Origin of the sequence: Actinomadura sp. 9N215 (assembly GCF_044326345.1) — a bacterium.
Lineage (GTDB): Bacteria > Actinomycetota > Actinomycetes > Streptosporangiales > Streptosporangiaceae > Spirillospora.
The window spans coordinates 237,137-250,247 of sequence record NZ_JBIRBA010000007.1; the positions used below are offsets into that span (position 1 = coordinate 237,137).

The following is a 13,111-nucleotide window of genomic DNA, read 5'->3' on the forward strand; positions in this document are numbered from 1 at the left end:
CGGATGCACTCGTACGCACCGGTTCCGCCGCCTCCCACGGAGCCGTCCGGGGAGCCGTCCGGCGAACAGACTCAGCGCGCGTCCGCGCGGCGCTGGGTGGTGCCGTTGTGCGTCGTGTGCGCGGTGGCCGTCCTCGTCCCGGTGCTGTGGGTGACGGGCGGTTTCGAGGAGGCGCCGAAGCAGCCGGCCGCGCCGCCCGGGAGATCGCTGGACCTCGGGCTGTTCGCCGTCACCGTCCGGGACGCGCGGATCGGGCTGGAGACCGGCGACTTCGGCAGCAAGAAGGAGCCCTTCCTGATCGTGCGGATGAGGGTCGTCAACCAGGGCAAGGAGACCGAGTCGCTCGACACGGGCGGCCTGGCGGACGGCGTCGCCGCGCTGACGAAGGACGGGAAATGGGTGAAGCCCGAGCGGGTCGAGGGCGTCGCCGGCGGCGCGGAGACGAGCGTGGCGCAGCCGGAACTGCCGGTCGAGGCGTCCGCGATGTGGAAGCTCGGCCAGTCGGACGCGCCGCGGAAGCTCACCGTGGGGCTGCGCAAATGGACGTACGACCACGGGTTCACCGACAGCACGTTCAGCTGGTCGGTCGACCGTGAGGACGAAACGCTCGTCGGCCGCCTCACGCTCGCCGTCGCGGCGCTGAGCGTGAACCCGGCGCCGCAGCCGTCCGTCGGCGGCGGGTTGCAGCCGTCCATCAGGTCGAATCCGCGGCCGTCCCTCGGCACCGGGCCGCGCGCGACGCGCCCCTCGACGGGACGTCCCGCGCCGCGCGTCACGAAGCGCACGCCCCGGCCCACCGTGAGCCCCCGATGAACGTGCGGATGGTGCTCCTGAAGGGCGGCGCGGCGATCGGCGGGACGGCGCTGCTCGCCGGCGCGATGTGGATGCATTCGCTGAAGCCCCAGGTCAGGGCGGCGGAGCTGGAGCCGATCCGGAGCGGCGGCGCGATCGGCGAGGAGGTCCGCAACCGCGACTTCAGCGTGCGGGTCGAGAGGGTGGACGCGGCGAGGTCGCTGGCGCCCAGCCTCGGCCTGGGGAACCCGCCCCCGGTCGGCACGGACGGGATCTACCTCGTCGTCCGAGTCCGAGCGACGAGCCACCGCGAGCCGCTGGAATTGAGGACGGCGAAGCTGGAGACCGCCGGCGGCTACACGTTCAAGGAGGACCCGCGGACGTCCTCCGTGTCCGGCGGGGCGCAGCCGACGTTCCAGCCGCTGATCTGGACGCCGGCGGTGTTCGTGTTCGAGCTGCCGGAGAAGCGCCTGGAAGGGGCGCACCTGGTCGTCGGGACGGGCGGCCTGCTGCCGCAGCTGTCCGCCGCCGCCGACATCGACCTCGGCCTCACCGGGGCCCGGGCGGACGAGCTGATCCGGCGCGCCGCCGAACGCTACGACATCGAGGCGGGCACCTCATGACGGCGGCGGAGACCAGACCCCAGCCGATCATCCCGCCGGAGCCCGGACACGAACCGGGCCCCGACCCCGAACCCGAAGGGCGCCTGCGGCCGTTGGACAGGCGCGTCCTCCAGGCGATCGCGCTCCTGTGCGCCGTTCCGGCCATCCTCGTCTTGCACTGGGTGGACGAGACGAACGGCATCCAGAAGAACCTCAAGCCGCGGGAGAAGGTCACCAGCGTCCAGCCAGGGCAGATCGGCGAGCTCATCGGCGCGCAGTGGAAGGTCGTAGGGCGGCAGCAGGCCCGGCCCCTGGTGAAGGACGAATCTAACGATGTGACCGACCTTCGCGTGGCCGTCGCCGTCCGTCCCAAGGACGCCGCCAGCGCGAAGCTGGTCGGCTCCTACGGCATCGTCTACCGGCTCGTCGACGACGAAGGCCGCGAATGGTCGGCCTTGGCGAGTAGGGACGGGAACAGTGATCCGCGGGCGGGCGCCGCGATGCTCATCACCGTCAAGGGGACGGTGCCCCGAACCAAGGCGGACTCGCTGGAGCTGGTGGTCCAGGCGCCGAAGACGGCACGGAAGGGCGAGAAGGACCCACTGCCTTCGCTGCGGTTCGAGCACTGACCCTCGCCATGACGAGGTTGAACGCGGCCGCCAGCAGGCAGACCCGCAGGACCTCGAAGACGACCGCCGTCCCGTACCCGACGAACGGCAGCGCCTGGATCCACCACGTCACCTCGTGCGGCCCGATCAGCTCGTAGACGAACCGTCGGGACGCCTCCTCTGCCACGTCCAGGCCCGCGAACAGCAGGCAGAACGTCGCGAACGGCATCATCCCCGACCGGCGGACGAGCCGCAGCCCGTACCAGGCGGGCAGCCACATCTCCCGGAAACCGCGGGTGAGGATCTCGCGGGGGCTGTTCGTCCGGCCGACGCCGCCCGCCGCGGCGAGCCGCCGCGCGGTCCGGCTCCGTCCGAGGACGACCTGCTCGTCGCCGGCGTCCAGGCCGAGGATCACCCCGGCGATCACCAGCCAGATCAGCGCGCCGAGGACCGCGTCCTTGAACGGCGGCCACACGTCGAGGGCGGGACCGGCGACGTCCGTCACCCACGCCCAGGCCTCCCGCCCGGTGAACCAGTCGACGCCCTTGCCGCGCAGGTGGTCGATGGTGAAGATGCCGAAGAGCGCGAAGTTGATCTCAAGGAAGGCGACGAGCGCGCCGATGGCGCGGGGCAGCCGCTCCTCCAGCGACCATTCCGCCGCGACCTTCACCACGAACAGCCCCGCGGTGAGGCCGATCGCGAGGCCGATGTGCTTCTCCAGCGACAGCAGCATGCCGAGGGCGTCGATCTGCCCCTGGAGGCCGCCCTCCTGGAATCCCCGGGCCGTGGCCATGTCGGCGAACTCGCGGGCGTCCTCGCCCTGCAGCCCCCACGCCAGATAGAAGATCACGAACGGCAGCGCGGCGCGGCCCATCGCGCCGATCACCGACTCCTCGTTCCCGACCGCCCACGGGGTCAGGTCGCCGTCCGCCTCCCTGGCGTGCACGACGTCCAGGCCCTCGCGGACGCTGTGCACCATCAGCACCGCGACCGCCAGGGTGATCACGACCAGCAGGCCGATGGTGGCGATCGGCGCGACCGTCGCCGCCGTCCCCTTCATCGTGCCGAGCCGGTACCCGCCGTACATGGCGCCGTAGCGCAGCAGCTCGCCGACCGTGAACCACAGGGTGAGCGGCAGGACGAACCGTCCCGCGAGCCTCAGCGTGGCCAGCGGGAGTATCAGCGGCGACCGCGCGGACAGTCCGAACATCGCGCCGATCGTAGAGGATTCGCGGCGAACCGGGTGAACGCGGACCCGGCGGGCCCGCCGCCGGAGACGACGAACCCCGCCGTCCCGACTGGGCGGGGCGACGGGGTTCGTCGTCGTTCAGCGCTTGGCGCTTGAGCGTTTGGCGCTCGGGCCGTGCGGCTCGGGCCTGACGGCTCAAGCCTGGCGGCTCGGGCGTGACGCTCGGGCCTGGCGGCTCGCGGGCCTGGCGGCTCGGGTCAGATGGCGACCTGGAGGCCGGCGACCTCGCCGGTCTTGGCCGTCACGGTGCTGTCGACGCTGACGCCGCCCGCGGCCAGCACGCGCACCGTCCAGTCGCCGTCGGCGGCGAAGAACCGGAACACGCCCTCGTCGCCGGTGACGACCTCGGCGGTGAACTCGCCGGTCGAGTCGAGCAGGCGGGCGTAGGCGCTGGACACGGGGGTCCCGTCACGGGTGACGGTGCCCTGGATGACGGCCTCGTTGTTGAGGTCGACGGTCGCGGGCAGGTGGGCCGTCTGTTCGGGGGCTGCGCAGCCCTGGGTGGTGGTCATTGCTCCTCCGTCTCCGTGCACTCTGCCGGGTTTATCTACTTGGGGGCGCCCAGCTCGATCGGGACGCCGACGAGCGAGCCGTACTCGGTCCAGGAACCGTCGTAGTTCTTCACGTCCTGCAGGCCCAGCAGCTCGCGGAGCGCGAACCAGGTGTGCGAGGAGCGCTCGCCGATCCGGCAGTACGCGATGGTGGCCTTGTTCAGGTCGACGCCCGCCTCGCTGTACAGCTCGCGGAGCTCGTCGTCGGACCGGAACGTGCCGTCGTCGTTGGCCGCCTTCGACCACGGGATGCTGCGGGCGGTCGGCACGTGCCCGGCCCGCTGCGACTGCTCCTGCGGCAGGTGCGCGGGGGCGAGCAGCTTGCCGCTGAACTCGTCCGGGGAGCGGACGTCGATCAGGTTCTTGCTGCCGATCGCGTCCACGACCTCGTCGCGGAACGCGCGGATCGTCAGGTCCTGCTCCTTGGCCGTGTAGTCGGTCTTCGGACGGGACGGGACGTCGGTGACGAGCTCGCGGGAGTCCAGCTCCCACTTCTTGCGGCCGCCGTCGAGCAGCTTGACCTTGTCGTGCCCGTACAGCTTGAAGTACCAGTACGCGTACGCGGCGAACCAGTTGTTGTTGCCGCCGTACAGGATGACCAGGTCGTCGTTCGCGATGCCCTTCGCGGACAGCAGCTGCTCGAACCCGGTCTTGTCGACGAAGTCGCGGCGGACCGGGTCCTGCAGCTCGGTCTTCCAGTCGATCTTCACGGCGCCACGGATGTGGCCCTTGTCGTAGGCGGACACGTCCTCGTCGACCTCGACGAGAACGAGACCGGGGTCGTCCAGGTGGGACTCAACCCAGTCGGTGTCCACCAGGACGTCTGAGCGGCTCATACGGGGACCTCCCTCTCGGAGCGGAATTTCGCGGTGATACGTCGGAACAGCAGATACATCTCGCAGCCGAGGCAGAACCCGAACACCGCGTTCAGGAACGCCGCCGCCAGCGCCAAGGCGGTGGCACCGATGCCGAGCCAGGTGATCCCCGTCGCGTAACCGACCGTCCCGACCAGGGCGAACGCGAGACCGACACCCTGCGCGAAACGGGGCGGGGCGGCGTCCTCCAGTTCCCTGGGCGGAGCGAGCCGGGGACGGATGAGCGCTTTGAACAGCAGTCCGTACGGGGCGTACCGGATGCCGAGGAGGGTCGCGACGGCGAACACGACGGCCTGAACGGCGAGCAATGCCCAGCTTCCTGTCACCAGGACCGCGACCAGAACCGCTGTCGTGACCGCCGCACCGAAGCGCGGCCCACGCGGGTCAACCTGCATCGGGGTGCTCCTGGCGGAGTGGAAGCGTGCGTACGAGCTGAAAGTGGAAGTGCTCGGGGGCGGACGGGCTCGATGCCTCAGGCCATACGACAGAGCGAGGCGGCGACGCGGCAGAAGTCAACCGCGCGGCGCTTCGTCAGCGTCTGCTCTGTCCAGTAACGCACGGACACGATGTTAAGCCGACAATCCACAAGCTGTCACATCCGTCTCGCCTTCCGAGACAGTGACATTCGTCTTAGCCCAGGTCATCCCGGTATGGCTCACGGGGATGGTCCTCCGCGCGGTCCTGAGAACGGGCCTTTGGGGGGTCATGGGATGGCCTCGCCGAGGGCGGCTATGACGTCCGGTTTGCGTGGGGCCCCGGACGCGCGGCGGACGATGCGTCCCGCCTCGTCCAGGACGAGGACGGTCGGGGTGCGGACGACGTTCAGCCTGCGGACGAGGTCCAAGTGCGCCTCGGCGTCCAGTTCGACGTGCGCGACGCCGTCCACCATCTCCGCCACCTCGCCGAGGACGCGGCGGGTGGCGCGGCAGGGCGCGCAGAACGCGCTGGAGAACTGGAGGAGGGTGGCCTTCTCGCCGAGCTCGGCGCCGAGGTCGTCCGGCCGGAGAGCGTCTCGTTGGGCGGCGTCTGGCCGGAGGTGGTCGTTCGCCTCGTGCACGCCGTCGCCTCCGTCCCGCCGCCGCGGCGCGCGCAGCACGCCGTCGCGGCGCCGCCACAGCAGGCCGAACAGCGTGGCGGCGGCGAGCACCGCGACCGCGATCAACGCACCGTTCATCGACTCAACGCACCGTTCATCGACAAGGACAACCCCGGAGGGCGGGCGGTTCTTCCGCGGGCGTCCTACGGGGTCAGGCGGGGATGGTGAGGAGCGGCTTGCCGTCCAGGCCGACGATCTCGAACGAGAACAGCTGCCCGCGCGGGAACATCGTCGAGCCGGTGTACTCACCGTAGCCCTTGTCGTACGGGACGTACCAGCTGCCGAGCGCGTCCCGTCGCCCGTCCCGCGCGATCACCAGCAGCCGGCAGTGCGACCCCTTCGGGACGCCCGCCAGATGCAGCTCGACCTCCGTGCCCCACTTCTTCTTCTTGAGCAGCACGTAGCCCTTGATGTCGGTCTTGGGGTTCGCGGCGGCGATCCGCTCCGCTCCGTCGGCGGTCGGGGACGCGGACGGCGGCGGCGACACGGTCTCGTCCGTCCCGGACGGGAACACGAAGCCGCCGAACAGGGCGCCGATGACCAGCAGCAGGCAGGCGGCGGCGATCAGCGGCGTCCAGCGGGCGACCCGCCGCCGGGCGCCCTGGCCGTCGGCGTCGGGCCCGCCGGACGTCCGCCGGCGCAGCGGCAGGAGGCGTCCCCTGCGCCGTTCGGCGGCGCGGGAGAGGAGTGCGTCCAGGAGTTCGGGCGGCGGTCCGGCGAGCTGGGCGAGCTGCGCCTCGTCGACCCGCCCGAGCATCGCGGGCAGGCCGGCCAGCCCGGCGAGCTCGTCCCGGCAGGCCGGGCAGCCCGCCAGGTGGCCCTCCACCTGGGACCGCTCGGCGGGGTCGAGCGCGCCGAGCACGTACACCCCGAGCGAGGTGCGCACGTCAACGCAGCCGTTCATGGCGCCAACCCCCGCTCCTCCAGTGCGAGTTTGAGCGCCCGCAACGCATAGTAAGTCCGGGATTTCACCGTGCCGGGCGGTATGCCGAGCGTCTTCGCGGCCTCCGCCACCGACCGGCCCTTGTAGTACGTCTCCACCAGGACGGCCCGGTGCGGCGGGCTCAGCCCGGCCAGCGCCTCCGCGACCGTCCAGGACTCCAGCGCCCGGTCGATGTCGTCCGAGCCGGACGCGGTCATCATGACGTGCTCGTCGATGCCCGTCTCCGGCGGACGCGCCTGCCTGGCGCGGTGCGCGTCCACGACCAGGTTCCGCGCGACCGTGAACAGCCACGGCCGGACGGGACGTCCCGCGAGCGCCTCAGGGTGCTTCCAGGCGCGCAGCAGCGTCTCCTGGACGACGTCCTCCGCCTGGGTCCTGTCCCCGCCGGTCAGCCGCAGGACGTAGCCGAGGAGCGGACCTCCGTGCTCGCTGTACAGGGCGCGCAGCAAACCCTCATCCGCGGTGGGACCCACACCCCTGTCACGTATGCGTTTGCGCACCGGTTCACCGGACCCGCGTCATTTCTCCCGCTGCTGGAGATCGTTCAGCCGGACGTTCTCGGCGGTGGCGCCGACGCGCAGCCCGTCCGGCGTCGGCTCGATCACGCTGATCCGCGACCCGACCGGCAGGTCGGCGACCGGGACCGTCCAGGTGAGCTGCTGCCTCACCAGGGCCAGCGGGATCTGCGGGCCGCCGTCCGACGCCACCGACACGGGCGTGACCGCGATGCCGCGCGCGGTCGGCTTGACCTGCACGATCGCGGTGCTGTTCAGCGGACGGCCGAGGTAGCTGCCTTCGAGGTCGACCTCCAGGTCGTCGCCCTTCGGGCCGATCCGCTTGACCTCCTTCGGCGCCCTCTTCTTGACGACCTCGTACGGGATGACGGCGGACGCGGTCGCGGTGCGCGCGGTGACGTTCGCAGCGCTGCCCTGCGTGACCTCCGACAGCGGCGCGCTCACGCCCCGCATGTCGACCTTGACGCCGGTGACGGTGACGCCCTGCTGCGTCCAGTCGTCGATGGTCACCTCGATGTGGTCGTAGTCGCCGCCGAGCGCCTGCGTCAGGAACGGGAACCCGTGGATGGTGACATCGGGCTGCTGCTGCAGGTTGTACTGCGCCGCCACCTGCTCGCCGATCTTGTCCTCCGCCATCCGCACGCCGAGGCGGTCCGCGGCGACCACACCGACGGCGACGAGGATCAGCAGTACCAGCAGTACTTTCCGCATGTTTCTCCCTGTCTGTTGCGTTTCTCTCCTCCTTCGGCCCTGGAGGGCCTCCATCGTCGAGAAACGCGTGCGATCGCTGCATCGCTCCGGCTCGCCTGGCGGCTCGCTGCGCGATCAGGTTTCTCGCAAGCTCGAAACCTGCCTTCGGACACGATCGCGACTGTTCGGGTTGGTGCGTGGCCGGGCCGGTGGCTGATGCAGGTGCGCGGTGGAACCGGCCCGTGCGGCGTCATGAACAGGGCAACGATAGTGCCACATTTGACACATTTGAGGTCCCTTCTCGGCTGGAGGAGACCGGGAATGCACTATGGACCCATGGCCAAGGGGACGATGCGGTACTGGGCGGCGGCGAAGGCGGCGGCGGGGACGCCTGAGGAGCCGTACGACGCCGAGACGCTAGCTGAGGCGATCGCTGCAGCGGTCTCCGGACAGGGGCGGAGCGACGAGTTCGAGCGGGTCGTCGGGCGTAGCTCGTTTCTCGTGGACGGGGTGCCCGTGGGGAGCCGTGCACACGGGTCGGTCGTCCTGCCGGAGGGTGGGGTCGTGGAGGTGCTTCCGCCGTTCGCGGGCGGCTGAGCTCACGCGGTGGCCTCACCCGCCGGCCGGGGCGGTGGCGGGGGCGTCGCCTGGACGCCGAGAGGCGCTCGGTTATGCTCGGGGGAAGGGATCCGGGCGACGAGGCCAGGGAGCTCAGCTGAGAGCCCTCGTGGCCGCCTCGTCCTTGAGTCGCCGGCCGTCGCCGGGGCTGGAGGGTGAGCCGCCTGGGTCCTACGTCTTTTTCAGGGGACGGGAGGCGGCACGTGAGCAGCTTGCTCCTGCTGACCAACGCGTTGGAGCCCTCCGACGAGGTCCTGCCCGCGCTGGGGCTCCTGCTGCACTCCACGCGCGTCGCCCCGGCCGAGGCGTCCGCGCTGATCGACGCGCCGCGCGCCGACGTCCTGCTGGTGGACGCCCGCCGCGACCTGGTCCAGGCCAAGAGCCTGTGCAGGCTGCTGCGCACCACCGGCCTCGACTGCCCGTTGTTCGCCGTCGTGACCGAAGGCGGCCTCGCCGCGCTCAGCCCCGAATGGGGGGTGGACGACGTGCTGCTCCAGACCGCCGGGCCCGCCGAGGTCGAGGCCCGCCTCCGCCTCGCCGTCGGACGCGCCGCCGCGGACGCCGACGCCGACGAGACCCCCGGCGAGATCCGCAGCGGCGACCTCACGATCGACGAGGCCACCTACACGGCGCGGCTGCGCGGCCGCGTCCTCGACCTCACGTTCAAGGAGTTCGAGCTGCTGAAGTACCTGGCCCAGCACCCGGGCCGCGTCTTCACCCGCGCCCAGCTGCTGCAGGAGGTCTGGGGCTACGACTACTTCGGCGGCACCCGGACGGTGGACGTCCACGTCCGCCGCCTCCGCGCCAAGCTCGGCGCCGAGTACGAGTCCCTGATCGGAACCGTGCGCAACGTCGGATACCGCTTCGTCCCCGACCACCGTCCCGGCGACACGGAGATGGCTTCCGCGGCGACCTGAGCGGCGACCTGAGCGGGGAGTCCCGTCCGGACGGGCCTCCCCGCCTGGAGTCCCGGGCCTGCACCGGTCTCCGGGCGGGGAGTCCCGCGATCTGTCGCCGCGGACGATCAGAAGAAGATCTTCTGGTTCGGGCTGCGGTCGTTGCACGTCCACTGGATCAGGGCCGCGCCGTTCCGGGTGCTGCCGTTCGCGACGCTCAGGCACTTGCGGCTGCGGGCGTTGAACAGCAGCTGGCCCTTGGCCCTCTTCATCCAGACCCAGCTGCTGTTCTGGTTCTTCCAGTTACAGGGCCATTGGACGATCTTCGCCCCGTTCGCCTTCGAGCCGCCGGCGACGTTCAGGCACAGCTTGTTGTGGGAATTGTAGATCTGGTACATGACGTAGTTGCCCGTTTTGGGGCCACGGATTCCCCATCGCTGATTGCCCGGCTGAGGACGCCCGCAGTCCCACAGATTGATGGCGGTCCCCCGGCGTTTGGACCACCCGGGAACCGTGATGCACCGGCTCTTACCGCGGATGACGAACCTCATGACGGTCGCGCTCGGACCGGCCTCGACACCGGGGGACTGCGCAGACGGCGGCGCCTGGTCGGCGTGGGCACCGCCCGCGGGGGCGAGCGCCAGCGCCACGCCGGCCACGGCGGACCCGACGGCCATCTTCTTGAATGCAGCGGAGAACATCTACCCTCCTGCCGTCGACATGAAATGCCGACCGGTCGGTGAATGGTCGATAAAACGGTATCCATCGACCGTCTCCGGGGCGTCTCCGCCGCGTCTCCGGACCGTCTTGGAGATATCTCCGCCACAGCTACCGGCAGAAAGAAAAAGACCCGTCGCTATTACGTGGTGCAATAGCGACAGGGTCTGGAAAACGGGTGGTCAGCCGAAGCGGCCGGTGATGTAGTCCTCGGTGGCCTTCTGCTCGGGGTTCGTGAAGATCTTGCTGGTGTCGTCGATCTCGATGAGCTTGCCCGGCTTGCCCGTCCCGGCGATGTTGAAGAAGGCCGTGCGGTCGCTGACACGGGCGGCCTGCTGCATGTTGTGCGTGACGATGACGATCGTGTACTGGGTCTTCAGCTTGTCGATGAGGTCCTCGATGGCGAGGGTGGAGATGGGGTCGAGCGCGGAGCACGGCTCGTCCATCAGCAGGACCTGCGGCTGGACGGCGATGGCGCGCGCGATGCAGAGGCGCTGCTGCTGACCGCCGGACAGGCCGGCCCCCGGCTTGCTCAGCCGGTCCTGGACCTCGTTCCACAGGTTGGCGCCGCGCAGCGACTCCTCGACGATCTCGTCCAGCCGGGCCTTGCGGCGCACGCCGTTCAGCTTCAGGCCCGCCGCCACGTTGTCGTAGATCGACATGGTGGGGAACGGGTTGGGCCGCTGGAACACCATGCCGACGACGCGGCGGACGGCGACGGGGTCGACGGACGAGTCGTACAGGTCCTCGTCGTCCAGCATCACCTTGCCCTGGACGCGGGCACCGGGGATGACCTCGTGCATCCGGTTGAGGGTGCGCAGGAACGTGGACTTGCCGCAGCCCGACGGTCCGATGAACGCCGTCACCGAGCGCGGCTCGACCGTCATCGAGATGTCCTCGATGGCGTGGATGCCGCCGTAGTACGCGTGCAGCCCGGAGACTTCGATCCGCTTGGCCATGGGGTGGTAGCTCCTATCGGGGTGTCAGCGGCCTGCGGGCCTGCGCCGGCCCGCGATGAGACGGGCGACCAGGTTGAGCAGCATGATGATCAGGATCAGCACGAGCGCACCCGTCCAGGCGCGGTCGATCGAGTTCTGGTTCGGGTCTCTCGCCTGGTCCCAGATGAAGGTGGGCAGCGAACCCTGCGGTCCATCGAGGGCGTTGGTGTTGATCACCTTGGTGTAGAAGATCGTGAGCAGCAGCGGCGCCGTCTCGCCCATCACCCGCGCCACCGCCAGCATGATCCCGGTGATCATGCCGGTGAGCGCGGTCGGCAGCACCACGAACAGGACCGTCCGCCAGCGCGGCACGCCCAGCGCGTAGGACGCCTCCCGCAGTTCGTTCGGCACCAGCTTCAGCATCTCCTCGCTGGCCCGCACGACGGTGGGGATCATCAGGATCGTCAGGGCGAGCGCGCCGGCGAGCCCGGAGAATCCGAACCCGAGGGTCAGCAGCCACAGCGCCAGCACGAACAGGCCCGCGACGATCGACGGGATGCCGGTCATCACGTCCACGGTGAAGCTGATGATCTTGCCGAGCCGGCCGTTCCCGGCGTACTCCACCAGGTAGATCGCGGTGAGCACGGCGATCGGGATGGCGATCAGGCTGGTGATCAGGACCTGCTGCAGCGTTCCGATGATCGCGTGGTAGGCGCCGCCGCCCGCGTCGCTGCCGCCGACGGCGTTCATGGAGAACTGGAAGAACGTCAGGTCGAACCGCTTCGCACCGTTCACGACGACGGTCCACAGCACCGACACCAGGGGGATGAGCGCAAGCCCGAACGCGAGGTAGACCAGGACCTGGACGAGCCTGTCCTTGATCCGGCGGCCGGCGGACACCGAGGTGAGCGTGGCCCCCGGACGCCCCTTGCTCGTGGAGACGGTGGTCACACGAACTCCTTCCGGCGCGCGACGACCGCGCGTGCGGCCATGTTGACGACGAGGGTGATGACGAAGAGGACGAGACCGGAGGCGATCAGCGCGCCGCGGCCGGTCACGCTCGCCTCACCGAAGCTGTTGGCGATGTTCGCCGCGAACGTGCTGCCGCCGTTCTCCAGGACGTGCCAGTTGATCCCCGGGACGAAGGTCAGCACCATCGCGACGGCGATCGTCTCGCCCATCGCGCGGCCGAGCCCGAGCATCGAGGCGCCGATCATGCCGGACCGCCCGTACGGCAGCACCGACATCCGGATCATCTCCCAGCGGGTGGCGCCGAGCGCCAGCGAGGCCTCCACATTGGCCTGCGGGACCTGCAGGAACACCTCCCGGGAGATGGACGAGATGATCGGCAGGATCATGATCGCCAGCACCACCGAGGCGGTGAAGATGGAGTTCTTGCCTGGACTGTCGCCGCCGAGCAGCGGGATCCAGCCGAACACCGAGTTGAGGAACTTGCTGATCCCCTCCATGTGCTTGGACAGGAAGGCGAGGCCCCACAGCCCGTACACGATGCTGGGAACGGCGGCGAGCAGGTCGACGACGTAGCCGAGCCCGGACGCCAGCCGCCGCGGCGAGTAGAACGAGATGAACAGCGCGATCCCGATCGCCACCGGCGTCGCGATGAGCATCGCCAGCAGCGACGACATCACCGTCCCGAACGCCAGCTGCGCGATGCCGAACCGCGGCGGTATCGCGTTCGGGTTCCATTCCTCGTCGGTGGCGAAGTTCGCCTCGTTGTCCTGCAGGGCCGGGATCGCCTTCCAGACGAGGAACGCCGCGATCGCGGCGACGATCGCCACCACGATGATCCCGGAGCCGCGGGCCGCCCCGGCGAAGATCCTGTCGCCGGCCCTCCCGGTGCTCATCCGCGAGCCGGTGGCGCGATGCCGGGCGCCGGTCGCCGACGTCTCGGCGCCCGACTGAGCTTCGACGCCGCTCTCGCTGCTCATTGGGGGTCCTCCTTGGATCACTTCGGCCGGACCCACGCCTGCCCCGCCGCCGAGATCATCGGCGGCGGGGCT

Annotated in this window: 18 protein-coding genes; 5 read left to right on the forward strand and 13 right to left on the reverse strand. The window is 70.2% G+C overall.

Going from position 1 to position 13,111, the window contains the following annotated elements; genetic code table 11:
* Positions 1–3 precede the first annotated feature (3 nt).
* Genes ACH34T_RS14870 through ACH34T_RS14880 form a run of 3 tightly spaced genes read left to right on the forward strand, consistent with a single transcriptional unit; the run spans position 4 to position 2,023 of the window.
* On the forward strand, positions 4–813 hold the full coding sequence (locus ACH34T_RS14870; protein WP_395992675.1) for a hypothetical protein: 810 nt from the start codon (positions 4–6) through the stop codon (positions 811–813).
* Positions 810–1,415, forward strand: a complete 606-nt coding sequence (locus tag ACH34T_RS14875) for a hypothetical protein (protein ID WP_395992676.1) — start codon at positions 810–812, stop codon at positions 1,413–1,415. The genes ACH34T_RS14870 and ACH34T_RS14875 overlap by 4 nt, the downstream gene beginning before the upstream one ends.
* Complete coding sequence (locus tag ACH34T_RS14880) at positions 1,412–2,023, forward strand: hypothetical protein (RefSeq protein ID WP_395992677.1); 612 nt, start codon at positions 1,412–1,414, stop codon at positions 2,021–2,023. The genes ACH34T_RS14875 and ACH34T_RS14880 overlap by 4 nt, the downstream gene beginning before the upstream one ends.
* Here the strand turns inward: ACH34T_RS14880 and ACH34T_RS14885 are convergent.
* The 9 genes from ACH34T_RS14885 to ACH34T_RS14925 form a co-directional block, all read right to left on the reverse strand.
* Entirely contained in the window at positions 1,908–3,212 is a 1,305-nt protein-coding gene (locus ACH34T_RS14885) for a hypothetical protein (protein ID WP_395992678.1), read from the reverse strand. The two genes, ACH34T_RS14880 and ACH34T_RS14885, sit on opposite strands and share 116 nt — an antisense overlap.
* A gap of 236 nt (positions 3,213–3,448) precedes the next feature.
* Positions 3,449–3,763, reverse strand: a complete 315-nt coding sequence (locus ACH34T_RS14890) for a DUF1416 domain-containing protein (RefSeq protein WP_395992679.1) — start codon at positions 3,761–3,763, stop codon at positions 3,449–3,451.
* A gap of 35 nt (positions 3,764–3,798) precedes the next feature.
* Positions 3,799–4,638, reverse strand: a complete 840-nt coding sequence (locus tag ACH34T_RS14895; protein ID WP_395992680.1) for a sulfurtransferase — start codon at positions 4,636–4,638, stop codon at positions 3,799–3,801.
* Positions 4,635–5,072, reverse strand: a complete 438-nt coding sequence (locus tag ACH34T_RS14900) for a DUF4395 domain-containing protein (protein ID WP_395992681.1) — start codon at positions 5,070–5,072, stop codon at positions 4,635–4,637. The genes ACH34T_RS14895 and ACH34T_RS14900 overlap by 4 nt, the downstream gene beginning before the upstream one ends.
* A 77-nt stretch (positions 5,073–5,149) precedes the next feature.
* On the reverse strand, positions 5,150–5,263 hold the full coding sequence (locus ACH34T_RS14905; RefSeq protein ID WP_395992682.1) for a putative leader peptide: 114 nt from the start codon (positions 5,261–5,263) through the stop codon (positions 5,150–5,152).
* 117 nt (positions 5,264–5,380) lie between these two features.
* On the reverse strand, positions 5,381–5,851 hold the full coding sequence (locus tag ACH34T_RS14910) for a thioredoxin family protein (protein WP_395992683.1): 471 nt from the start codon (positions 5,849–5,851) through the stop codon (positions 5,381–5,383).
* Between the two features lie 73 nt (positions 5,852–5,924).
* A complete protein-coding gene (locus ACH34T_RS14915; protein ID WP_395992684.1) occupies positions 5,925–6,677 on the reverse strand; it encodes an anti-sigma factor family protein in 753 nt (250 codons plus the stop codon).
* Positions 6,674–7,162, reverse strand: coding sequence for a sigma-70 family RNA polymerase sigma factor (locus tag ACH34T_RS14920; protein ID WP_395978858.1), 489 nt, complete (start codon positions 7,160–7,162; stop codon positions 6,674–6,676). Before ACH34T_RS14920 ends, ACH34T_RS14915 begins: the two co-directional genes overlap by 4 nt.
* Positions 7,163–7,234: 72 nt before the next feature.
* Positions 7,235–7,942 (reverse strand): DUF2993 domain-containing protein, encoded by a 708-nt coding sequence (locus ACH34T_RS14925; protein ID WP_395992685.1) that lies wholly within the window; start codon positions 7,940–7,942, stop codon positions 7,235–7,237.
* A 315-nt stretch (positions 7,943–8,257) separates the two neighbouring features.
* Between ACH34T_RS14925 and ACH34T_RS14930 the strand changes: the two genes are divergently transcribed.
* Positions 8,258–8,518 (forward strand): MoaD/ThiS family protein, encoded by a 261-nt coding sequence (locus ACH34T_RS14930; RefSeq protein WP_395992753.1) that lies wholly within the window; start codon positions 8,258–8,260, stop codon positions 8,516–8,518.
* 224 nt (positions 8,519–8,742) lie between these two features.
* Positions 8,743–9,456 carry a winged-helix domain-containing protein gene (locus ACH34T_RS14935; RefSeq protein WP_395992686.1) on the forward strand — a complete coding sequence of 238 codons (714 nt, stop codon included), beginning with the start codon at positions 8,743–8,745 and terminating at the stop codon, positions 9,454–9,456.
* Between the two features lie 107 nt (positions 9,457–9,563).
* Here ACH34T_RS14935 and ACH34T_RS14940 read toward each other — a convergent pair whose 3' ends face one another.
* The 4 genes from ACH34T_RS14940 to pstC form a co-directional block, all read right to left on the reverse strand.
* Positions 9,564–10,112 (reverse strand): RICIN domain-containing protein, encoded by a 549-nt coding sequence (locus ACH34T_RS14940; RefSeq protein ID WP_395992687.1) that lies wholly within the window; start codon positions 10,110–10,112, stop codon positions 9,564–9,566.
* A gap of 222 nt (positions 10,113–10,334) precedes the next feature.
* Entirely contained in the window at positions 10,335–11,111 is a 777-nt protein-coding gene (gene pstB, locus ACH34T_RS14945) for a phosphate ABC transporter ATP-binding protein PstB (RefSeq protein WP_395992688.1), read from the reverse strand.
* Positions 11,112–11,135: 24 nt separating this feature from the next.
* A complete protein-coding gene (gene pstA / locus ACH34T_RS14950; RefSeq protein ID WP_395992689.1) occupies positions 11,136–12,041 on the reverse strand; it encodes a phosphate ABC transporter permease PstA in 906 nt (301 codons plus the stop codon).
* Positions 12,038–13,039: a phosphate ABC transporter permease subunit PstC gene (gene pstC, locus ACH34T_RS14955; protein WP_395992690.1), complete on the reverse strand. Its 1,002-nt coding sequence runs from the start codon at positions 13,037–13,039 to the stop codon at positions 12,038–12,040. Before pstC ends, pstA begins: the two co-directional genes overlap by 4 nt.
* Between the last annotated feature and the right edge of the window lie 72 nt (positions 13,040–13,111).